Origin of the sequence: Streptomyces sp. NK15101 (assembly GCF_020400725.1) — a bacterium.
Taxonomy (GTDB): Bacteria; Actinomycetota; Actinomycetes; order Streptomycetales; family Streptomycetaceae; genus Streptomyces.
The window spans coordinates 1-21178 of sequence record NZ_JAINVG010000061.1 but is presented as its reverse complement, the minus strand read 5'-3'; the positions used below and the strand labels follow the sequence as shown (position 1 = coordinate 21178).

The 21178-nt window shown below is 71.2% G+C and carries 22 protein-coding genes, 4 tRNA genes and 2 pseudogenes; 20 read left to right on the top strand and 8 right to left on the bottom strand.

The window, feature by feature from the left end; translation table 11 throughout:
• Positions 1-8: 8 nt before the first annotated feature.
• From K7G60_RS27255 to K7G60_RS27235, 5 genes are all read left to right on the top strand, one after another.
• The gene (locus tag K7G60_RS27255) at positions 9-1562 is read left to right on the top strand and encodes a NuoM family protein (protein ID WP_225803617.1); all 1554 of its coding nucleotides are present in this window, start codon (positions 9-11) and stop codon (positions 1560-1562) included.
• On the top strand, positions 1559-3073 hold the full coding sequence (locus K7G60_RS27250; protein ID WP_225803595.1) for an NADH-quinone oxidoreductase subunit N: 1515 nt from the start codon (positions 1559-1561) through the stop codon (positions 3071-3073). Before K7G60_RS27255 ends, K7G60_RS27250 begins: the two co-directional genes overlap by 4 nt.
• Positions 3074-3120: 47 nt before the next feature.
• Positions 3121-3570, top strand: a complete 450-nt coding sequence (mscL, locus tag K7G60_RS27245; protein ID WP_225803594.1) for a large conductance mechanosensitive channel protein MscL — start codon at positions 3121-3123, stop codon at positions 3568-3570.
• A gap of 183 nt (positions 3571-3753) precedes the next feature.
• Positions 3754-4617, top strand: coding sequence for a zinc metalloprotease HtpX (gene htpX / locus K7G60_RS27240; protein ID WP_225803593.1), 864 nt, complete (start codon positions 3754-3756; stop codon positions 4615-4617).
• Positions 4614-5012, top strand: coding sequence for a YccF domain-containing protein (locus K7G60_RS27235; RefSeq protein WP_225803592.1), 399 nt, complete (start codon positions 4614-4616; stop codon positions 5010-5012). Before htpX ends, K7G60_RS27235 begins: the two co-directional genes overlap by 4 nt.
• A gap of 229 nt (positions 5013-5241) precedes the next feature.
• Here K7G60_RS27235 and K7G60_RS27230 read toward each other — a convergent pair whose 3' ends face one another.
• From K7G60_RS27230 to K7G60_RS27215, 4 genes are all read right to left on the bottom strand, one after another.
• Complete coding sequence (locus K7G60_RS27230; protein WP_225803591.1) at positions 5242-6480, bottom strand: APC family permease; 1239 nt, start codon at positions 6478-6480, stop codon at positions 5242-5244.
• A gap of 10 nt (positions 6481-6490) precedes the next feature.
• Positions 6491-7120, bottom strand: coding sequence for an alpha-ketoglutarate-dependent dioxygenase AlkB (locus tag K7G60_RS27225; protein WP_225803590.1), 630 nt, complete (start codon positions 7118-7120; stop codon positions 6491-6493).
• Positions 7117-7614, bottom strand: coding sequence for a methylated-DNA--[protein]-cysteine S-methyltransferase (locus tag K7G60_RS27220; protein WP_225803589.1), 498 nt, complete (start codon positions 7612-7614; stop codon positions 7117-7119). Before K7G60_RS27220 ends, K7G60_RS27225 begins: the two co-directional genes overlap by 4 nt.
• A gap of 106 nt (positions 7615-7720) precedes the next feature.
• A complete protein-coding gene (locus K7G60_RS27215; protein WP_123454594.1) occupies positions 7721-8212 on the bottom strand; it encodes a YajQ family cyclic di-GMP-binding protein in 492 nt (163 codons plus the stop codon).
• A gap of 172 nt (positions 8213-8384) precedes the next feature.
• Between K7G60_RS27215 and K7G60_RS27210 the strand changes: the two genes are divergently transcribed.
• Positions 8385-8466 (top strand) — tRNA-Tyr (locus K7G60_RS27210).
• A gap of 62 nt (positions 8467-8528) precedes the next feature.
• Here the strand turns inward: K7G60_RS27210 and K7G60_RS27205 are convergent.
• Complete coding sequence (locus tag K7G60_RS27205) at positions 8529-9185, bottom strand: NAD(P)H-binding protein (protein ID WP_225803588.1); 657 nt, start codon at positions 9183-9185, stop codon at positions 8529-8531.
• A gap of 2 nt (positions 9186-9187) precedes the next feature.
• A complete protein-coding gene (locus K7G60_RS27200; protein ID WP_225803587.1) occupies positions 9188-10468 on the bottom strand; it encodes an amidohydrolase family protein in 1281 nt (426 codons plus the stop codon).
• 206 nt (positions 10469-10674) lie between these two features.
• Between K7G60_RS27200 and K7G60_RS27195 the strand changes: the two genes are divergently transcribed.
• The 6 genes and pseudogenes from K7G60_RS27195 to K7G60_RS27170 all read left to right on the top strand — a co-directional run.
• Positions 10675-10747: transfer RNA gene (locus K7G60_RS27195), tRNA-Thr, on the top strand.
• Between the two features lie 44 nt (positions 10748-10791).
• A tRNA-Met gene (locus K7G60_RS27190) sits at positions 10792-10864 on the top strand.
• Positions 10865-10953: 89 nt separating this feature from the next.
• Positions 10954-11118, top strand: a complete 165-nt coding sequence (gene rpmG, locus K7G60_RS27185) for a 50S ribosomal protein L33 (protein ID WP_003956487.1) — start codon at positions 10954-10956, stop codon at positions 11116-11118.
• An 84-nt stretch (positions 11119-11202) separates the two neighbouring features.
• Positions 11203-11655 carry a MaoC family dehydratase N-terminal domain-containing protein gene (locus tag K7G60_RS27180; protein WP_030687915.1) on the top strand — a complete coding sequence of 151 codons (453 nt, stop codon included), beginning with the start codon at positions 11203-11205 and terminating at the stop codon, positions 11653-11655.
• Between the two features lie 2 nt (positions 11656-11657).
• Positions 11658-12086: a MaoC family dehydratase gene (locus K7G60_RS27175; protein ID WP_225803586.1), complete on the top strand. Its 429-nt coding sequence runs from the start codon at positions 11658-11660 to the stop codon at positions 12084-12086.
• Between the two features lie 49 nt (positions 12087-12135).
• A pseudogene (locus tag K7G60_RS27170) lies at positions 12136-13212 on the top strand (UDP-N-acetylmuramate dehydrogenase); the annotation flags it as partial.
• A gap of 618 nt (positions 13213-13830) precedes the next feature.
• On the opposite strand, the gene K7G60_RS27160 reads toward K7G60_RS27170, so the two are convergent.
• Positions 13831-14850 (bottom strand): adenosine deaminase, encoded by a 1020-nt coding sequence (locus K7G60_RS27160; RefSeq protein WP_225803584.1) that lies wholly within the window; start codon positions 14848-14850, stop codon positions 13831-13833.
• A 118-nt stretch (positions 14851-14968) separates the two neighbouring features.
• The gene (locus K7G60_RS27155; RefSeq protein WP_225803583.1) at positions 14969-16195 is read right to left on the bottom strand and encodes a pyridoxal phosphate-dependent aminotransferase; all 1227 of its coding nucleotides are present in this window, start codon (positions 16193-16195) and stop codon (positions 14969-14971) included.
• A gap of 204 nt (positions 16196-16399) precedes the next feature.
• On the opposite strand from K7G60_RS27155, the gene K7G60_RS27150 reads away from it, so the two are divergent.
• The 8 genes and pseudogenes from K7G60_RS27150 to K7G60_RS27115 form a co-directional block, all read left to right on the top strand.
• Positions 16400-16472, top strand: a tRNA-Trp gene (locus K7G60_RS27150).
• Between the two features lie 103 nt (positions 16473-16575).
• Complete coding sequence (gene secE / locus K7G60_RS27145) at positions 16576-16860, top strand: preprotein translocase subunit SecE (RefSeq protein ID WP_225803582.1); 285 nt, start codon at positions 16576-16578, stop codon at positions 16858-16860.
• 43 nt (positions 16861-16903) lie between these two features.
• Entirely contained in the window at positions 16904-17764 is an 861-nt protein-coding gene (gene nusG / locus K7G60_RS27140; protein WP_225803581.1) for a transcription termination/antitermination protein NusG, read from the top strand.
• 158 nt (positions 17765-17922) lie between these two features.
• A complete protein-coding gene (rplK, locus tag K7G60_RS27135; RefSeq protein ID WP_030687894.1) occupies positions 17923-18357 on the top strand; it encodes a 50S ribosomal protein L11 in 435 nt (144 codons plus the stop codon).
• A gap of 103 nt (positions 18358-18460) precedes the next feature.
• Positions 18461-19189: a 50S ribosomal protein L1 gene (rplA, locus tag K7G60_RS27130; protein ID WP_225803580.1), complete on the top strand. Its 729-nt coding sequence runs from the start codon at positions 18461-18463 to the stop codon at positions 19187-19189.
• A gap of 113 nt (positions 19190-19302) precedes the next feature.
• Entirely contained in the window at positions 19303-20133 is an 831-nt protein-coding gene (locus K7G60_RS27125) for a hypothetical protein (RefSeq protein ID WP_225803579.1), read from the top strand.
• Positions 20134-20383: 250 nt separating this feature from the next.
• On the top strand, positions 20384-20914 hold the full coding sequence (gene rplJ, locus K7G60_RS27120; RefSeq protein ID WP_225803578.1) for a 50S ribosomal protein L10: 531 nt from the start codon (positions 20384-20386) through the stop codon (positions 20912-20914).
• Positions 20915-21025: 111 nt separating this feature from the next.
• Positions 21026-21178: pseudogene (locus tag K7G60_RS27115) on the top strand (50S ribosomal protein L7/L12); the annotation flags it as partial.

The following is a 21178-nucleotide window of genomic DNA, read 5'->3' as shown; positions in this document are numbered from 1 at the left end:
AATCCGTGATGCAGTTCCTTCTCGCGTTGATCGTCGTCGGCCCGCTGGCCGGCGCCGCCGCCGCCCTCCTGCCCGCCCCGCCCGGACTGAAGGGGAAGTCACCCGACCAGGCCGTGCTCCGCCACGGCGTCACCGTCACCGGCGTCATCCTGCTGGCCGCGCTCGTCCTCGCGCTCGGCTTCGACCACGACCACCCGTCGAAGATGCAGGCCACGACGGACATCAGCTGGATCAGGGCACTCGACGTGCGCATCCACCTCGGTGTCGACGGCATCTCCCTCCCCCTCCTGGTCCTGACCGCGCTGCTGACCTTCCTCTGCGCGCTGTACAGCTACTTCAAGATGCCGGCGGGGCCCTCCCCCAAGGCCTTCGTCGCGCTCCTGCTCGTCCTGGAGTCCGGCACCCTCGCCACCTTCGCCGTCCTCGACCTCGTCCTGTTCTTCCTGGCCTTCGAGATGGTCCTCATCCCGATGTACTTCCTCATCGCCCGCTGGGGCGGCGAGGGCAGGCAGGCCGCCGCCTGGAAGTTCATCCTCTACACGCTGCTCGGCTCCGTCGTCATGCTGCTCGGCCTGCTCCTCATCGGCGTGAAGGCGGGCACGTTCGACATGGTGGCACTCGCCACCGACAACGGCCGCGGACTGACCACGTCGGTGCAGGTCATCGCCGTTCTCGCGATCGGCCTCGGGCTCGCCGTGAAGACCCCGATGTGGCCGCTGCACAGCTGGCTCCCGGACGCCCACACCGCCGCCCCGACCGTCGGCTCCGTCCTCCTCGCCGGCGTCCTGCTCAAGATGGGCACGTACGGCTTCGTCCGGATCGTCCTGCCGATCACCCCCGACGGCATGGCGACCTTCGCCCCGTACCTCGCCGCCTTCGCCGTCGCCGGGATCATCTACGGATCGCTCGCCTGCCTCGCCCTCGCGAAGCCCGGCAACAAGGGCGACCTCAAGCGCCTCATCGCGTACTCCTCCGTCGGCCACATGGGCTTCGTGCTCCTCGGCATCGCCACCATGACCCCCACCGGGGTCAACGGCGCCCTCTTCGCCAACATCGCCCACGGCCTCATCACCGGCCTGCTCTTCTTCCTGGTCGGTGCCGTCAAGGACCGGTACGGCACCGCCGACCTCGACACCCTCGCCGGCGTCACCGGAGCCGCCCTCTACGGCCGCGCCCCCCGCCTCGGCGCCCTCCTCGCCTTCGCCTCCGTCGCCTCCCTCGGCCTGCCCGGCCTCGCCGGCTTCTGGGGCGAGATGCTGGCCCTCTTCGGCGCCTTCGCCCCGGCCGAGGGCCTCAGCCGCCCCGCCTTCCTCACCTTCATGGCGATCGGCGCCTTCGGCACCCTCCTCACCGCCGCCTACCTCCTCGTGGTCGTCCGCCGCGTCTGCATGGGCGGCCCGCGGCCCGCGGGGGAGACGGCGATCGCCGACGTCCAGGGGTACGAGTTCGCCGCCTGGACCCCGCTCGTCGTCCTCACCGTCCTCGCCGGACTCTGGCCCGCCGTCCTCCTCGGCCTCACCGACCCGGCCGTCCAGAAGCTCCTCGCGGGAGGCACCCAATGACCCCAGTGACGACGCTCGCCGGCGAGTCGCTCGTCCAGTCCGTCGACTGGCTGGCGATCGCGCCCCCCACCCTCACCGCCGTGGTCGCGCTCGTCGTCCTCGTCGCCGACCTCTTCGTCCCCGACGAGCGCAAGCAGCTCCTCGGCTGGACCGCGATCGGCGGCCTCACCGCCGCCCTCGCCCTCCTCCTGCCGCTGCGGTCCGGCGACCGCGAGACCTTCTGTCTCACCGCCGCCACCCGGTCCGGGGCGTGCAGCTACACCGCCGACCACTTCACCCTCGTCATCCAGCTGCTCGTCCTCGCCGGCGCGCTGCTCACCGCGCTCCTCTCCCTGGACGCGACCCGCGAGAAGCTCCCGGCCGGCGAGTTCTGGTTCCTGCTGCTCTCCTCCGCCGCCGGCGCGGCGCTGCTGCCCGCCTCCCGCGACCTGGCGACCCTCGTGGTCGCCCTGGAGGTGGCCTCGCTGCCCGCGTTCGCGCTCGTCGGCCTCAAGCGCGGCGACCGCATGTCCGGCGAGGCCGCGCTCAAGTTCTTCCTCTCCTCCGTCACCGCCACCGCCGTCACCCTGCTGGGCGTCAGCTTCGTGTACGCGGCGACCGGCACCCTCCACCTCACGGAGGTCGCCCAGCGCCTCGACGACGTCCCCGGACAGCTCCAGACCCTCGCCGAGGCCGGCGTCGCCCTCACCCTCGTCGGCTTCGCCTTCAAGACGGCCGCCGTCCCCTTCCACTTCTGGGTGCCCGACACCTACGTCGGCGCCCCGCTGCCCATCGCCGCCTACCTCTCCGTCGTCGGCAAGGCCGTCGGCTTCACCGGCCTGATCCTGGTGACCGTCGTCGCCTTCCCGTCGTACGCGGACGTGTGGGGCCCGGCGCTCGCCGTCCTCGCCGCGCTCACCATGACCGCCGGCAACGTCGCCGCCCTCCGCCAGGTCTCCACGCGCGCGTGGAGCGCGGTGCGGCTCCTCGCCTGGTCCTCCGTCGCCCAGGCCGGCTACCTCCTGGTGCCGGTCGCGGCCGCCGCGTACTCCGGCGACGACCAGATCGGCGCCACCGTCGCGTACGCCCTCATGTACGCCGTCGTGAACCTCGGCGCCTTCGCGGTCGTCGCGCTCGTCGCCCGCGCCCACCCCGAGAACCGGATCGCGGACTACCGGGGCCTGTACGCCGCCAGCCCCGCGGCGGCCCTCGCGCTCGGGTTCTTCCTCCTGAATCTGGCCGGTTTGCCTCCGGGTATCATCGGCCTCTTCGCCAAGGTGACCGTCTTCTCGGCGGCCGTCGACGCGGGCCTCGGGTGGCTGGCCGTGATCATGGGCGTCAACGTCGTGATCGCGCTCTACTACTACCTGCGCTGGACGGCCCTGCTCTTCCGCGCGCCGGAGGGCGCCCCCGTCGCGCACAGGGCCCCCGCGCCGCTCACCCTGGCGATCGTGCTGACCGCCGCCATCGGAGTCGTGCTGTCGGGCTACCCGCAGTTCGTTCTCCGCTTCGCGGCGACGGCCCTGTTCTGACCCCACGCCCCGCCCCCCCACGCAGAGAGACCGAGGAACGACACCCCGTGCTGAACGGATTCAAGGACTTCATACTTCGCGGGAACGTCGTCTCCATGGCCATCGGCCTGGCCGTCGGCTCGGCCTTCACGGCCGTCGTCACCGGCTTCAGCAAGGCGTTCATCACCCCGCTCATCGGTCTGGCGACCGGCTCCGTCGGCGACTTCAGCGAGGCCAAGTTCACCATCGGCAAGACCGACTTCCCCTACGGTCTGGCGATCGCCGCCGCCATAGCGTTCGTCATCACCGCCGCGGTCCTCTACTTCCTCATCGTCGTCCCCATGACGAAGATCCAGGAGAAGTTCGCCAAGGAGGAGGCGAAGGACCCGAAGTCGGAGAAGCGCGACTGCCCCCGCTGCTTCACCGAGATCCCGGCGATCGCCTCCCGCTGCGCCCACTGCACCAGCGAGGTCGAGCCCGTCGCCCTCGGCCTGGAGAAGATCCCCGCCGCCCGCTAGAAACCGGCCGCTCACCCGTACGGCCCACACGGCACCCCGTGCGAGCCGGGGAACCCGAGCCTCCCGCCTGGCGTTGACCAGTACGGAAGGGTCCACTGGACATGGAGGTCCCCCGGACGAATTCCGGGAGAGGACCACCACGAGAAAAAGGGTTCCCCTGCCGCACCACCTGGAGGGCGTACCGTGCACCGCCGGCACAACGGGCTGAGGACCGCCGTCCTCCTCGGAGGGCTCTCGGCCCTCATCATCGTCATCGGCAGCTTCTTCGGGCGTACGGGGCTGATCGTCGCGCTGCTCGTGGCGCTCGGCACCAACGCGTACGCGTACTGGAACAGCGACAAGCTGGCGCTGCGGGCCATGCGCGCCCGCCCGGTGAGCGAGTTCGAGGCCCCCGCGCTCTACAAGATGGTGCGCGAGCTCTCCACGCAGGCGCGCCAGCCCATGCCCCGGCTCTACATCTCGCCGACGCAGGCGCCCAACGCCTTCGCGACCGGCCGCAACCCGCGCAACGCCGCCGTCTGCTGCACCGAGGGGATCCTCGCGATCCTCGACGAGCGCGAGCTCCGCGGGGTCATCGGACACGAGCTGAGCCACGTCTACAACCGGGACATCCTCATCTCCTCGGTCGCCGGAGCGCTCGCCTCCGTGATCATGTTCCTGGTCAACTTCGCCTGGCTGATCCCGGTCGGCCGCTCCGACGACGACGACGGCCCCGGCATCCTCGGCTACCTGCTGGTCCTCATCCTCGGTCCGATCGCCGCCTCGGTCATCCAGCTCGCCATCTCCCGCTCCCGCGAGTACGAGGCCGACGCCTCCGGCGCCCAGCTCACCGGGGACCCGCTCGCCCTCGCCGGCGCCCTCAGGAAGCTTGAGGCGGGCACCAAGCAGCTGCCGCTGCCGCCCGAGCCGAGGATCGAGACCGCGAGCCACATGATGATCGCGAACCCCTTCCGGCCCGGACAGGGCCTCTCCAAGATGTTCTCCACGCATCCGCCGATGGCCGAGCGGATCGCCCGGCTCGAACAGATGGCAGGTCGACGCCCGTGAAGACGATCCTCAACGTCATATGGCTGGTCCTGTGCGGGTTCTGGATGTTCCTGGGCTACATCGCCGCGGGCGTCCTGCTCTGCGTCACCATCATCGGCATCCCCTTCGGGCTGGCTGCTTTCCGCATCGGCCTCTACGCGCTCTGGCCCTTCGGCCACACGGTCGTCGACCGGCGCGACGCGGGCGCGCCGTCCTGCGTCGGCAACGTGCTGTGGCTGATCCTCGCGGGGTGGTGGCTCGCGCTCGGTCACATCACCACCGGGATCGCGCTGTGCATCACGATCATCGGCATCCCGCTGGGCCTCGCGAACTTCAAGATGATCCCGGTGTCGCTGTTGCCGCTGGGCAAGGAGATCGTCCCGACGGACCAGCCGTACGGCTACACGGGCCACTGACGCGCCGCGCCTCCACCGCCGGGCCGGCGGCCCCGCCCGTGTGGCCCGCGCCCGCCAGGCCGGTGCCCCCGCCCCCGCCCGCGCCCGTGTGGGCAGTCGTCCCGCTGGAGCAGGGGGATCCCCTTGCCCCAGCGGGACGACTGCCCACACGGGCGCGGGCGCCGGCCCGGCGGAGCGAGTGCCCACAACGGGGGCGCGGGCGCGGAGCGGCTGGCTGTGGCGGCGAACTTCACCCGCGCGGCGGCACCGCGCGCCCCCGGCTGATCGCCCACGCCACCACACCCGCCGCCACGACCCCCGAGCCCGCCAGGACGGAGCCGACGGGGAGGGCGAAGGCCAGGGCTCCGCAGCCGGCGAGGCCGAGCGCGGCCAGGTGGCGGTTGCGGCCGCCGAGGGTCCAGGCGGAGGCGTTCGCGATCCCGTAGTAGACGAGGACGCCGAACGACGAGAAGCCGATCGCGCCCCGCACGTCCACGGTCGCCGCCACCACGGCCACCACCGCGCCCACCGCGAGCTCCGCCCGGTGCGGCACCTGGAAGCGCGGGTGCACGGCGGCGAGGGCCGTCGGCAGGTACGCGTCGCGGGCCATCGCCAGGGTCGTACGGGACACCCCGAGGATCAGCGAGAGCAGCGAACCCAGGGCGGCGACGGCCGCGCCGACGGTGACGAGCGGCACCAGCCATCCGGCGTCCGCCGCGCGGGCCGCGTCGGCGAGGGGCGCGGGGGAGTCGGCGAGGGCGGAGGGGCCGAGGACGGTGAGGACGCCGACCGCGACGAGCGCGTAGACGGCGAGTGCGATGCCGAGGGCGAGGGGCACCGCCCGGGGGATGGTGCGGGCCGGGTCGCGGACCTCCTCGCCGAGCGTGGCGATCCGCGCGTACCCCGCGAATGCGAAGAAGAGCAAACCCGCGGCCTGGAGGACCCCGCCGGTGGTGAGCTCCCCGCCGGGGGCCGCGAGTCCCTCCCCGCCGGCTCCCAGGGACACCGTGACCACGCACGCGAGCACGGCGAGGACGAGCGCCACGATCATCCGGGTGAGGAGCGCCGACTTCTGAACTCCCCCGTAGTTGACGGCGGTCAGGGCCACGACGGCGGCGACCGCCACCGCGTGGGCGTGCTCCGGCCAGGCGTACGCCCCGACGGTGAGCGCCATCGCCGCGCACGAGGCCGTCTTGCCGGCGACGAACGCCCAGCCGGCCAGGTACCCCCAGAACGAACCGAGGCGTTCGCGACCGTACACGTACGTACCGCCGGAGGCCGGGTAGAGGGCGGCGAGCCGCGCCGAGGCCATGGCGTTGCAGTAGGCGACGACGGCGGCGAGTCCGAGCGCCCAGAGCAGCCCGGCCCCGGAGCCGGCGGCGTCCGCGGCGGGACCGAGCGCGACGAAGATCCCCGCTCCGATCATCGAACCGAGGCCGATCACGACCGCGTCGAAGAGGCCCAGGGAGCGGCGCAGTTCCGGTGTCATGCCCCGCACATTAAACGCTGAGGCCGGTCTCCCTGAGCGTGATGTTCAGCCGACCCGTCAGTCCGAGCGCCGGCTCGGCCGTCCCCGGGAACACCTTGGGGACGCCGTGGTGAACCCAGCGCGAAGCCCCGCCGAAGACGAAGAGGTCCCCGGAGAGCAGCTCGACGTCCCGATACGGCCGGCCGCGGTTCTCCTCGTTCCCGAAGCGGAACACGCACCGGTCCCCGAGGCTCAGCGACACCACCGGCGCCGGGGAGCGCTCCTCCCGGTCCTGGTGCATGCCCATCCGCGCGCCGGGCGCGTAGAAGTTCACGAGCGCGGTGTCGGGGGCGAAGCCGCCGTGGTCGCCGTACGCCTCGACGAGCGCGTCCCGGCCCAGTGCGACCAGCCAGTCCGGCAGTTCGGCCCCGACCGCGTCGAGGTAGCGGTAGGGCACCCACTGGCGGCCCAGGGCCAGCGAGCGCACCGACATCACGCCGCCGCCGGGCAGCACGGTGTGCCGGTACGGGACGGGCCCGCGCCCCCACTCCCGGCAGGCGTCCACCAGCTCCCGCTGTCGCGCGAACGGCAGCCACGCGGGCACGTGCACCGCCCCGGGCGCCACCGTGGCCCGCTCGCGGGGGAAGAGCCCCTCGCTCACACGAGGGCGCCTTCGAGCCCGAGGAGCCGTTCTTTCCGCTCAAGGCCGGCGGCGTACCCGCGCAGGCTTCCGTCGGCGCCGATCACCCGGTGACAGGGCCGCACCACGAGCAGCGGATTGCGTCCGATGGCGGTGCCCACGGCCCGTACCCCGGCGCCGGGCGAACCGACCCGCCGGGCGATCTCCCCGTACGAGACGGTGGTCCCGTACGGGATCTCCTCCAGGGCCCGCCAGACGCGCCGCTGGAACTCGGTCCCGGCGTCGTCGGCGAGCGGCAGGTCGAAGCGGTCGCGGCGGCCGGCGAAGTACTCGCCCAGCTGCCCGGCGGCCTCGACGAACGCCTCGGGTGCGGGCGTCCAGCCGTCCTCGACCCCGACGGCGCCCTTCTGCCCCGGCAGGGACAGCGAGCGCAGCACGGCCCGGCCCCCTTCGGCGAGCTGCCCGACGAGCAGCATCTCGCCCAGGGGGCCGTCCACGTACGCGTACACGGTCATGACTGGTTCCTCTCCCCGCACGGGTCTTCCGGAGACCCAGTGTGCGGGGGCCGCCCAGCCCCGGGCTGGCGGTTTTCGGACACGACCCTCATGACCCGCTACGGGGTCAGCGGTAGTTCACGAACTGGATCGCGAAGTCGAAGTCCTTGCCCTTGAGCAGCGCCTGCACGGCCTGCAGGTCGTCCCGGCTCTTCGAGCTGACCCGCAGCTCGTCGCCCTGGACCTGCGCCTTGACGCCCTTGGGGCCCTCGTCGCGGATGGTCTTCGCGACCTTCTTGGCGTTCTCCTGCGAGATGCCCTCCTGGACGGAGGCGAAGAGCTTGTACTCCTTGCCGGACAGCTGCGGCTCGCCCTCGACGTCCAGCGACTTCAGCGAGATGCCCCGCTTGATCAGCTTGGACTGGAAGATGTCGAGGATCGCCTTGACGCGCTCCTCGCCGTTCGCCTGCATCAGGATCTTCTCGCCCGACCAGGAGATCGAGGCGTTGGTCCCCTTGAAGTCGTAGCGCTGCGAGATCTCCTTCACGGCCTGGTTGAGGGCGTTGTCGACCTCCTGCCGATCGACCTTGGAGACGATGTCGAAACTGGAGTCGGCCATGACTCGTGGCTCCTTGCTCGGGTGCTGTGGGGTACCCCAGAAGCCTAGGGGGTGAGCCGCGGGCCGAACCGCTGATCAATCGGGTGGCGAAGCACCCCCGGGGATCAGGTATTGTTTACGTCGTTGCCGGGGAACACCGCAGAAAAGCGGTGAACCAAGGCAGCGAACCCATGGCGATGTGCCCGAGTGGCCAATGGGAGCGGACTGTAAATCCGTCGGCTTAGCCTACCCAGGTTCGAATCCTGGCGTCGCCACGTGAAGAAGGTCCCCGGTGCTTGCACCGGGGACCTTTCTCGTTTCTCGGCGGACCGCGGGCTCAGTTGCCGGCCACGTCCTTCACCGCGACCGAGAGCGGGACCGAGCCGGCGATCAGTTCCAGGGTCAGGCCGGCGGTCGCCGGGGTGTCGAGGAGTTCGGCGAGGACCGCGGCCACGTCGTCCCGGGGGACCGATCCGCGGCCCGTGCGGGCCTCCAGGCGGACCATGCCCGTGCCCGCGTCGTCCGTCAGGGAGCCGGGGCGCAGGATCGTCCAGTCCAGGGCCGTGCGGGAGCGGATGTCGTCGTCGGCGGCGCCCTTCGCGCGGAGGTAGGCGTCGAAGATCCCGTCGCCCGGGTGGGAGGCGTCCGCGCCCATCGAGGAGACGACGAGGTACCGCCGCACGCCCGCCCGTTCCGCCGCGTCCGCGAACAGCACCGCGGCCGCCCGGTCCACCGTGTCCTTGCGGTCGGCGCCGCTGCCCGGACCCGCACCCGCCGCGAAGACGGCCGCGTCGGCGCCCTGCAGCACCGCGGCGACCATCTCGACCGACGCCGACTCCAGGTCCAGGACGACGGGCTCGGCGCCCGCCTCCCGCAGGTCGGCGCCCTGCTCCGGTCTGCGGATGATCCCCGCGACCTCGTGCCCGGCCGCCGAGAGCAGCCTCTCCAGGCGCAGGGCGATCTGTCCGTGTCCTCCAGCGATGACGATGCGCATACTCACGACCGTACGTCGGGTCCGGCCGGAGGGCTTCCCGGCTCGGGCGGCCGCTCCGGGCGCGCCTGACGCGGCAGGTCCAGGGCCGCCGCCGAGTCGCAGTACTCCCGCACCGCGCTCGTCCGGGCCACCACCCGCCCCCGGTGCACCACGATCCGGCTGTACGCGAGGGAGAGCACGCCCGCCATGCGCTCGCCGCGCACCGCGAGCAGCTCCGCCGGGAAGCCGGCCTCCACCCGCACCTCCGGCAGGCCCATCGCCGCCCGCGGCTCCGCGCTCACCGTCCCGTAGGCCTCCTCGGGCGGCAGCCCGCCGAGCGAGGCGAGCAGGTAGGCCGACTCCAGCGGGTCCCCGCGCCCCACCGGGTTGGCCACGTCCCGCAGCGTCCCGCTGCCCGCCGCGACCCGCACCCCGGCCGCCCGCAGCAGCCGCACCGGCGCCGCCCCGCGCAGCTCCGTGCCCCCGCAGCCGCCCTGGGGCAGGCAGACCACCGTCACCCCGGCAGCCGCCAGCCGGTCCGCCGCCCGGCTCGCCGCGTCGGAGGGGAGCCGGGCGAGCCCGGCGCACGGTCCGATGGTGACCCCGGGCCGCAGGCCGCCGGCCATCGCCGCGAGCCGGGCGAGCCGGGCCGGGTCGTCCCCGTCGGTGTGCAGGTCGACCGGGACGCCGTGCTCGGCCGCGACGTCGAGGACGGCCTCCACGTATCCGGCCGGGTCCGGGTCGAGGTCCGGGCAGCCGCCGACCACCCCGGCGCCCATCTTCACCGCGTCCCGCAGCATCGCGAGGCCGTCCGCCCCCGCGACGCCCGTGAGCAGCCGGGGCACGGCGACGGCCGTCAGGTCGGCGAGGCCGCGCAGCGAGCGCCGGGCCTGCAGCACCGCTTCGAGCAGGCAGAGCCCGTGGACGTCGCCGATGCGCACGTGCGCGCGGAGCGCCGTCGCGCCGTGGCCGAGCTGGAGCAGCGCGGCCTCGGTGGCCCGTCGCTGCACCTCCTCGGGGGCGTACGAGACGGGGCCGGGGGTGTCGGCGGAGAGCGCGGTGTCGGCGTGGGCATGGGGTTCGGCGGCGGCGGGCACCAGGAGGTAGCCGTTGAGGTCGACGCGGGCGCCCACGGTGGTGAGGCTGCCCGCGGTGCCGACGGCCTCGATCCGCCCGCCGACGAGCCGTACGTCCACGATCCGTCCGTCGGCGAGCCGTGCGCGGGAGAGCAGGAGCGAGGTCGAGTCGGCGGTGGTGGCGGCCCCGTCCTCGGGCGGCTGGGGCTGCTTGCTGTCGGCTGACATCGGGCTCCTCAAGGCTCCTCAAGATCAAGATCGCGCAGCGTGGGGCCGAGCCTAGGGGCGCTCGGAGCGACCTTCGAGGAGGAGCGCAATAGTCGTACCGATGAGGCCACGAGTGGCGTACGGGACGCCTGGTGAGGGCTGTCGCGAGGGGCCGGGGAAACGGATTTGGGTGATGGGCCGCAGACCGTGTAATGTCTTCCTCGCTCGCCCCAATAGCTCAGTCGGTAGAGCGTCTCCATGGTAAGGAGAAGGTCTACGGTTCGATTCCGTATTGGGGCTCTGGTGAGAGGGATCCCGCCTTCGGGCGGGATCCGGATCATCAAAGCGGTGTAGCTCAGTCGGTAGAGCAAGCGGCTCATAATCGCTGTGTCACCGGTTCAAGTCCGGTCACCGCTACACACGGTAGCCGATTGTGGGGTCGGTCCTGCGATCGGCTACTCTTTCATGCGTTAATCCATCCTATCCGTCCGTCAAGGAGCACTCACGTGGCTGCCACCGACGTCCGCCCGAAGATCACGCTGGCCTGCGTGGAGTGCAAGGAGCGGAACTACATCACCAAGAAGAACCGGCGTAACAACCCGGACCGTCTTGAGATGAAGAAGCACTGCCCTCGCTGCAACTCGCACACCGCGCACCGCGAGACGCGCTAATCAGGCTCGTACACGAGGCCGTCCCCACCAGGGGGCGGCCTCGTGTCGTTTATCGCAACAGATCCAGCAGGAGGTATCGAGTCCATGGCGCTCGACCAGTCCTTCGTGGGCCGGACCTATCCGCCCACCGCTCCCTACGAGGTCGGCCGCGAGAAGATCCGCGAGTTCGCCGAGGCGATCGGTGACGCCAATCCCGCGTACACCGACACCGAGGCGGCCAAGGCGCTCGGACATTCCGATGTGATCGCCCCGCCCACTTTCGTGTTCGCCATCACGTTCAAGGCGGCCGGCGCCGTCATCGAGGACCCGCAGCTGGGCCTCGACTACAGCCGCGTCGTCCACGGCGACCAGAAGTTCGCCTACACCCGGCCCGTGCGCGCCGGGGACCGGCTCTCGGTCACCTCCACCATCGAGGCGATCAAGTCCCTCGCCGGCAACGACATCCTGGACATCCGCGGCGAGGTCCACGACGCCTCCGGCGAGCACGTCGTCACCGCCTGGACCAAGCTCGTCTCCCGCGCACCCGAGGGGGCCTGACCATGACCGCGAAGATCGCCTACGACGAGGTCGAGGTCGGCACCGAGCTGCCCGCGCAGACCTTCCCCGTGACCCGCGCCACGCTCGTGCAGTACGCCGGCGCCTCCGGGGACTTCAACCCGATCCACTGGAACGAGAAGTTCGCGGTCGAGGTCGGCCTCCCGGACGTCATCGCCCACGGCATGTTCACCATGGCCGAGGCGGTCCGCGTCGTCACCGACTGGGCCGGCGACCCCGCCGCCGTCGTCGAGTACGGCGTCCGCTTCACCAAGCCGGTCGTCGTCCCCAACGACGGGACCGGTGCCCTGATCGAGGTCTCCGCCAAGGTCGCAGCCAAGCTGGACGACCGGCGGGTGCGGGTCGACATCACGGCCGTGAGCGCCGGGCAGAAGGTCCTGGGCATGAGCCGGGCCGTGGTCCGCCTCGCCTGACCGTACGAGCCGCCGCACGAACGTCACGGGCCCGTCGCCGAAGCGACGGGCCCGTACCCTTGAGCCCGTGCAGCAGATCGCAGACGCCCCCCTCGCGCCCCTGACCACCTTCCGGCTCGGCGGGCCCGCCACCCGGCTCGTCACCGCCACCACCGACGAGGAGGTGGTCGAGGCGGTCCGCGCGGCCGACGCCGCCGGGACCCCGCTGCTGATCATCGGCGGCGGCTCCAACCTGGTCATCGGGGACAAGGGCTTCGACGGCACGGCGCTGCGCATCGCCACCACCGGCTTCGCCCTGGACGGCACGAGCCTGGAGCTCGCCGCCGGCGAGGTCTGGACGGACGCCGTGGCGCGGACCGTCGAGGCCGGGCTCGCCGGGATCGAGTGCCTGGCCGGCATCCCCGGCTCGGCCGGCGCGACCCCCATCCAGAACGTCGGCGCGTACGGACAGGACGTCTCCGCCACCGTCACCGAGGTCGTCGCGTACGACCGCAGGGCCGAGGAGACCGTCACCCTCACCAACGCCGAGTGCGCCTTCTCGTACCGGCACAGCCTCTTCAAGGACCAGCCCGACCGGTACGTGGTGCTGCGGGTCCGCTTCGAGCTGGAGGACGCCGGCGGGCTCTCGGCGCCGATCAAGTACGCCGAGACCGCCCGCGCCCTCGGCGTCGAGGCCGGTGACCGGGTGCCCCTCGCCGCAGCCCGCGAGACCGTCCTCGAGCTCCGCGCCGGCAAGGGCATGGTCCTGGACCCGGAGGACCACGACACCTGGTCCGCGGGCTCCTTCTTCACCAACCCGATCCTCACGGCGGGGGAGTACGAGGCCTTCCTCGCGCGCGTGGCCGGACGGCTCGGGCCGGACGTCACCCCGCCGGCCTTCCCCGCGGGCGAGGACGGCGCCGTGAAGACCTCGGCCGCCTGGCTCATCGACAGGGCCGGCTTCACCAAGGGCTACGGCACCGGCCCCGCCCGGATCTCCACCAAGCACACGCTCGCCCTCACCAACCGCGGCGAGGCGACCACCGAGGACCTCCTCGCCCTCGCGCGCGAGGTCGTCGCCGGGGTGCACGAGGCCTTCGGGATCACCCTCGTCAACGAGCCGGTGACGGTGGGCGTGGAGCTCTAGCCGCGACCCCGACGCCCCGCCGGACCGTCGCGGGGTCGTCGGGCACCACCGGCATCGCGTGCGCCACGTCCGCGCGGGCCAGGGAGCGGCCCCGGGGCGGGGTGCCGCCGACGCCCCTGCGGTACCGGCCGGTGCCCCGCCTGTCCGTCGGCTCGGGCGCACGGACGTCCGGTCGGCGCTGCTCGCGGCGAGCTCCGCCTCCATGGCCCGCAGGTCGGCGTGGACGTCCTCCAGTACGTTGTCGACGACCGCCAGGACCGCCTTGTCGACCAGGGCCCGGCAGTCCGGGACCGGGCCCGGCGGGGCCGCGCCGACCACCAGGAGCCGGCGCCTCTTCTCGGCCTCCGTCGCCGCGGGCACCGAACGGGTCAGCCGGGCGGTCACGCCCGCGTCCGCCCTGGTCCGGGCGCCGAGGCCCGAGAGCACCGAGTCCCGTCCCGCGACCGCCCCGAGCAGCGGCACGGCCGCATCGGCCCCGACGCCGACGGTGGCCGCCGCGCCCCTCCTCCCGGGCCTGCGCGCAGCGCTCCTTCGCCCGGGAGACGAGCCCGGGCCGAAGGCCGCCGGACTCGCTCGACGACTTCGCGCGCTCGCTCGCCCGCACCCTGATCCGGGGGATCAGCCGGCGAGCCAGTGGTCGATCCCCGCGAGGAGCTTCGCCCGGACGTCCTCGGGCGCCGCCGAGCCCCGCACCGACTGCCGGGCCAGCTCCGCCAGCTCCGCGTCCGTGAACCCGTGGTGCCGACGGGCGATCTCGTACTGCGCCGCGAGCCGCGAGCCGAAGAGCAGCGGGTCGTCCGCGCCGAGCGCCATCGGCACGCCGGCCTCGAAGAGGGTCCGCAGCGGCACGTCCTCGTGCTTCTCGTACACCCCGAGAGCCACGTTCGACGCCGGGCAGACCTCGCAGGTCACGCCCTTCTCGGCGAGCCTCCGCAGCAGCCTCGGGTCCTCCGCCGCCCGCACCCCGTGGCCGACCCGCGCCGCCCGCAGATCGTCCAGGCAGTCCCGTACGGACGAGGGGCCCGTCAGCTCGCCGCCGTGCGGGGCCGCGAGGAGGCCGCCGTCCCGCGCGATCGCGAAGGCCCGGTCGAAGTCCCGGGCCATGCCCCGCCGCTCGTCGTTGGAGAGCCCGAAACCGACCACGCCCCGGTCCGCGAACCGCACCGCGAGCCGGGCCAGGGTCCGCGCCTCCAGCGGGTGCTTCATCCGGTTCGCCGCGACGAGCACCCGCATCCCGAGCCCGGTCTCCCGGGAGGCCGCGTCGACCGCGTCCAGGATGATCTCCAGGGCCGGGATCAGACCGCCCAGGTGCGGGGCGTACGAGGTGGGGTCGACCTGGATCTCCAGCCAGCCGGAGCCGTCCCGCACGTCCTCCTGGGCCGCCTCGCGCACCAGCCGCTGGATGTCCTCCGGCGCGCGCAGGCAGGAGCGGGCGATGTCGTAGAGCCGCTGGAAGCGGAACCAGCCGCGTTCGTCGGTCGCCCGCAGCTTGGGAGGCGTACCGCTGCTCAGCGCCTCCGGGAGGTGCACGCCGTACTTGTCGGCCAGCTCGATGAGCGTCGTGGGCCGCATCGAACCGGTGAAGTGCAGGTGCAGATGGGCCTTGGGCAACAGGGTGAGATCGCGTACATGCTCCATTGGCCGATACTGCCGCACCCGAATGGACGAATACAGTCCGTTTCCCCGATCGGGATCCCGCTAGAACGCAAAAACGGGCCCCCGGTTCCGGAGAACCGGGGGCCCGCACCTCGAGAGGTCAGTCGCGCGCCTCGGCGAGGAGCTTCTGGATCCGGGACACGCCCTCCACCAGGTCCTCGTCGCCCAGCGCGTACGACAGGCGCAGGTAGCCCGGCGTGCCGAAGGCCTCGCCCGGGACGACCGCGACCTCGGCCTCGTCCAGGATCAGGGCGGCCAGCTCGACCGAGGACTGCGGGCGCTTGCCGCGGATCTCCTTGCCGATCAGCCCCTTCACCGACGGGTACGCGTAGAACGCTCCCTCCGGCGTCGGGCAGTACACGCCCTCGATCTCGTTCAGCATCCGCACGATCGTCTGGCGGCGGCGGTCGAAGGCGGTGCGCATCTCGGCGACCGCGTCCAGGTTGCCGGAGACGGCGGCGAGCGCGGCCACCTGCGCGACGTTGCTCACGTTGGACGTGGCGTGCGACTGCAGGTTCGTCGCGGCCTTCACGACGTCCTTCGGGCCGACGATCCACCCGACGCGCCAGCCCGTCATCGCGTACGTCTTCGCCACGCCGTTCACCACGATGCACTTGTCGCGCAGCTCGGGCACGATCGCCGGCAGCGAGGTGAACTTCGCGTCGCCGTAGACCAGGTGCTCGTAGATCTCGTCCGTCAGGACCCACAGGCCGTGCTCGACGGCCCAGCGGCCGATCGCCTCGGCGTCCGCCTCGCTGTAGACCGCGCCGGTCGGGTTCGAGGGGGAGACGAAGAGGACGACCTTGGTCTTCTCCGTGCGCGCCGCCTCCAGCTGCTCCACCGAGACCCGGTAGCCGGTGGTCTCGTCGGCCACGACCTCCACCGGGACACCGCCCGCGAGACGGATCGACTCGGGGTACGTCGTCCAGTACGGCGCCGGGACGATGACCTCGTCGCCCGGGTCGAGGATCGCGGCGAAGGCCTCGTAGATCGCCTGCTTGCCGCCGTTGGTCACCAGGACCTGGGAGGCCTCGACCTCGTAGCCGGAGTCGCGCAGCGTCTTGGCGGCGATCGCGGCCTTCAGCTCGGGCAGGCCGCCGGCCGGCGTGTAGCGGTGGTACTTGGGGTTCTTGCAGGCCTCGACGGCCGCCTCGACGATGTAGTCCGGGGTCGGGAAGTCGGGCTCACCCGCGCCGAAACCGATCACCGGGCGACCGGCGGCCTTGAGGGCCTTGGCCTTGGCGTCGACGGCGAGGGTGGCGGACTCGGAGATCGCACCGATCCGGGCGGAGACCCGACGCTCGGTGGGAGGGGTAGCAGCGCTCATACGGGCCATCGTCCCAGACCGCGTCGAGGCCCGGCACACAGGTTTCACGGACCGGACAGGAACGGTCATTCCCGGTCGTACGCGCGTCCGGCGGCAGGTCGGCGCGCTTTCTGTTCGACGTGAGGGCCCATGACCACGTATGCTCACTCCTCGTTGGCCCGCACGACCACATCTCACGATGCGGTACGTTGGGGGCACCGACAAAGGGTCGTAGCTCAATTGGTAGAGCACCGGTCTCCAAAACCGGCGGTTGGGGGTTCAAGTCCCTCCGGCCCTGCTACACACACCGCCAGGTGTTGTGCGCATGTACGTACTTCATTGCACCGCCGTGCGGCTCCACCCGGGCGCGGCACGGCCGACCCGGAATCAGGTGAGAGATCGTGACGGACGCCGTAGGCTCCATCGACATGCCTGATGCCGAAGAGACCGCAGAGTCGAAGAAGAAGTCCCGCAAGGGCGGGAAGCGCGGAAAGAAGGGCCCCCTGGGCCGTCTCGCGCTCTTCTACCGCCAGATCATCGCCGAGCTCCGCAAGGTCGTCTGGCCCACGCGCAGCCAGCTGACGACGTACACCACCGTGGTGATTGTCTTCGTCGTCATCATGATCGGCCTTGTCACCGTGATTGACTATGGCTTCCAGGAAGCAGTCAAGTACGTCTTCGGCTGACTTTTTGTTCCACCCATCTGTATCGCAGGAAGAAGCAGCCACCGTGTCTGACGCGAACCTGAACGACGCCTTCGAGTCCGAGTCCGTCGAGGACGAGCTGGACATCGTCGAGGCCGCCGACGAGGACGTCGAGGACGTCGAGGTCGACGCTGCTGAGGACGCTGCGGACGAGGACGTCGAGGCCGACGAGATCGACGAGGACGAGGCTGACGAGGACGACGCCGTCGAGGCCGAGGTCGAGGACGCCGAGGAAGAGACCGAGGAGGAGGCCGAGCCGGCCGCCCCGGTCGACCCGGTCGCCGCGCTCCGCGAGGAGCTCCGCACCCTCCCCGGCGAGTGGTACGTCATCCACACCTACGCGGGCTACGAGAAGCGCGTGAAGGCCAACCTCGAGCAGCGTGCCGTCTCGCTCAACGTCGAGGACTTCATCTACCAGGCCGAGGTCCCCGAGGAAGAGATCGTCCAGATCAAGGGCGGCGAGCGGAAGAACGTCAAGCAGAACAAGCTTCCCGGCTACGTCCTCGTCCGCATGGACCTGACGAACGAGTCCTGGGGCGTCGTCCGCAACACCCCCGGCGTCACCGGCTTCGTGGGCAACGCCTACGACCCGTACCCGCTGACCCTGGACGAGATCGTCAAGATGCTCGCCCCGGAGGCCGAGGAGAAGGCCGCCCGCGAGGCCGCCGAGGCCGAGGGCAAGCCGGCTCCGGCCCGCAAGCTGGAGGTCCAGGTCCTGGACTTCGAGGTCGGCGACTCGGTCACCGTCACCGACGGCCCGTTCGCGACCCTCCAGGCCACGATCAACGAGATCAACCCGGACTCGAAGAAGGTCAAGGGCCTCGTCGAGATCTTCGGTCGCGAGACCCCGGTCGAGCTCAGCTTCGACCAGATCCAGAAGAACTGATCTCACCGTCTTCCGAGCAGGTCAGAACGGCTCCCGTAGCCGTTCTGACCTGCTCGGTTTTTAGCCGCGCCGCTATACCCGTTATCGTTGTGCGGTATGCCTGCATCCGGATGACCGGATGGCGGGCTGAACACTCTCACTAGGACCCGGAGAGAGCAATGCCTCCCAAGAAGAAGAAGGTCACGGGGCTTATCAAGCTCCAGATCAACGCCGGTGCGGCCAACCCGGCCCCGCCGGTCGGCCCCGCGCTGGGTCAGCACGGCGTCAACATCATGGAGTTCTGCAAGGCCTACAACGCCGCGACCGAGTCGCAGCGTGGCATGGTCGTGCCGGTGGAGATCACGGTCTACGAGGACCGCACCTTCACCTTCATCACCAAGACTCCGCCGGCCGCCAAGCTGATCCTCAAGGCCGCGGGTGTGGAGAAGGGCTCCGGCGAGCCGCACAAGACCAAGGTCGCCAAGCTCACGGCCGCCCAGGTCCGCGAGATCGCCACGGTCAAGCTCCCCGACCTCAACGCCAACGACCTGGACGCCGCGTCCAAGATCATCGCTGGCACCGCCCGCTCCATGGGCATCACGGTCGAGGGCTGATCACCCCCGTTTGACCTCTGTGGTAGGGCCGGCGCGGCCCGCACCACGACTCCATACCTGCCACGCGGCGACAGCCGCATGGTGTAACTGCACAGGAGAAGCAGTGAAGCGCAGCAAGGCTCTCCGCTCCGCGGACGCCAAGGTCGACCGCGAGCGGAACTACGCCCCCCTCGAGGCCGTCCGTCTCGCCAAGGAGACCGCCACCACGAAGTTCGACGGCACCGTCGAGGTCGCCTTCCGCCTGGGCGTCGACCCGCGCAAGGCCGACCAGATGGTCCGTGGCACCGTGAACCTTCCGCACGGCACCGGTAAGACCGCCCGGGTCCTGGTCTTCGCGACCGGTGACCGTGCCGAGGCCGCGATCGCCGCGGGCGCCGACATCGTCGGCTCCGACGAGCTCATCGACGAGATCTCCAAGGGCAACCGCCTGAACGAGTTCGACGCCGTGGTGGCCACCCCGGACCTCATGGGCAAGGTCGGCCGCCTCGGCCGCGTCCTCGGCCCGCGTGGTCTCATGCCGAACCCCAAGGTCGGCACCGTCACCCCCGATGTCGCGAAGGCTGTCAACGACATCAAGGGCGGCAAGATCGAGTTCCGCGTCGACAAGCACTCGAACCTGCACTTCATCATCGGCAAGGTCTCCTTCGACGAGACGAAGCTGGTCGAGAACTACGCCGCGGCCCTGGAGGAGATCCTCCGTCTGAAGCCGTCCGCCGCGAAGGGTCGCTACATCAAGAAGGCGACCATCACCACGACGATGGGCCCCGGCATCCCGCTGGACGCCAACCGCACCCGCAACCTCCTCGTCGAGGAGGACCCGGCCGCGGTCTGAACCTCACCGGTTCGCTGAGTGGTCAGCCGGCCCCGCACCTCTCCGGAGGTGCGGGGCCGGCTTCTTGTTACGGTCCGGGGACGTACGAGTGTGATCAAGGGGTGGGGAGCAGCATGAGCAGGTCCGCGTGGAAGCGCGCCGCCGTCGTCCTGGCGGCCGTGGCCGTCGTGACGGGGCTCGCGGGGTGTCAGGAAGGCGACGGCGGTACGGAGAAGGGCGCCGCCGCCTCCGCCACGGCGCAGCCGGGCGCGCAGGCCACGCAGAGCCCGGAGGCGGCCGCGAAGGCCGTCCGGGCGGCATACGCCAAGGTCTCGGCGGCGAAGAGCGCCGAGGTCGAGATGCGCCTCAACGTGGACAGCGAGAAGGCGCCCGGCGGCAGCACGTTCACCGGCGTCCAGTCGTGGGGCCCGCAGGCGGCCGACCTGAAGATCTACGACTCGTCGTATCTGGCCGACATCCCCGGCGCCCCCGTGGAGACGCGCGTGCTCACGGTCGGCGGGGCCACCTACGTGGACCTGGGCGCGGACCTGGTCGCGCAGACGGGCGGCAAGCGCTGGCTGAAGGTGGACGCCGAGGGCGCCGCCGGGGACGAGCTGTCGCTCCAGCTGACCGGCGGCCTGGCCGCCGTGAACACGGACCTGCCCAAGGAGCTGGGCCTCCTCGCCGGGTCGTCGGCGGTCAAGCACCTCGGCCCCGGGACGCGCGGCGGCTTCAAGGGTGCGCAGGGGTACGAGGGCGAGCTCCCCGACGGCAAGTTCGTGCAGGTCTGGATCGGCGCGGACGGCTATCCGCTGCAGACCGTCGTCCACGCGGAGGCCGGCGGGGTCTCGACGTCGCTCACCACGAAGTACTCCGGCTACGGCGCCAAGGCCGCGGCCCAGGCGCCGCCCGCCGAGGACACCGTCGGCTTCCCGGACCTCCTGAAGCGCCTCGGTCAGGCCTGATTTGCACCTGGCGCGAGCCATCACGTACGCTTCCACAGAAGCCAAAGACCGCTGGTCGTTGCTGTGCCCTCACCGGGTGCGGTGGCCGAAGGATCCGCTGACGACGGACGACCCGCGCAGGTGACTGTGGAAAGTTCCCGGACCTTTACGGTTCGGTCGAGCTCAGCCCCGTGCGCCTGCGCCGGGGCGTTTTGTTTTGTTCAGCCTCCTTCTGAGCGGTCCTCATCACCCGGAAGGAGGCTGACGCACTATGCCGACGCCCAACAAGGCTGCATCGGTGGCCGAGCTCAAGGACGCGTTCCAGAGCTCCAACGCCGCCGTGCTGACCGAGTACCGGGGTCTCACCGTCGCGCAGCTCAAGACGCTGCGTCGCTCTCTCGGTGAGAACGCCCAGTACGCCGTGGTGAAGAACACGCTGACCAAGATTGCGGCCAACGAGGCCGGGATCACCGCACTGGACGAGCACTTCGCTGGTCCGACCGCGGTCGCCTTCGTCACCGGTGACCCGGTGGAGTCGGCGAAGGCCCTGCGTGACTTCGCCAAGGAGAACCCGAACCTCATCATCAAGGCCGGTGTCCTTGACGGTAAGGCTCTCTCCGCCGACGACATCAAGAAGCTTGCGGACCTCGAGTCCCGCGAGGTTCTGCTCAGCAAGCTGGCCGGTGCCTTCAAGGGCAAGCAGACTCAGGCTGCTCAGCTCTTCCAGGCGCTGCCGACGAAGCTCGTCCGCACCGTGGACGCGCTTCGCGCCAAGCAGGCCGAGCAGGGCGGTGCCGAGTAATTCGGCTCGCGCATTGATCCGCGCCGCCTAGTGCGCGGGTCGTAGCGGGCCGATACGCCCGCCTCTTTAGACACATCGGCACCTGCCGAATTAGTGGAAGGATCGCCCATCATGGCGAAGCTCTCTCAGGAAGACCTCCTCGCCCAGTTCGAGGAGATGACCCTCATCGAGCTCTCCGAGTTCGTGACGGCCTTCGAGGAGAAGTTCGACGTCAAGGCTGCCGCGGCCGTCGCCGTCGCCGCCGGCCCGGCCCAGGGTGGTGGC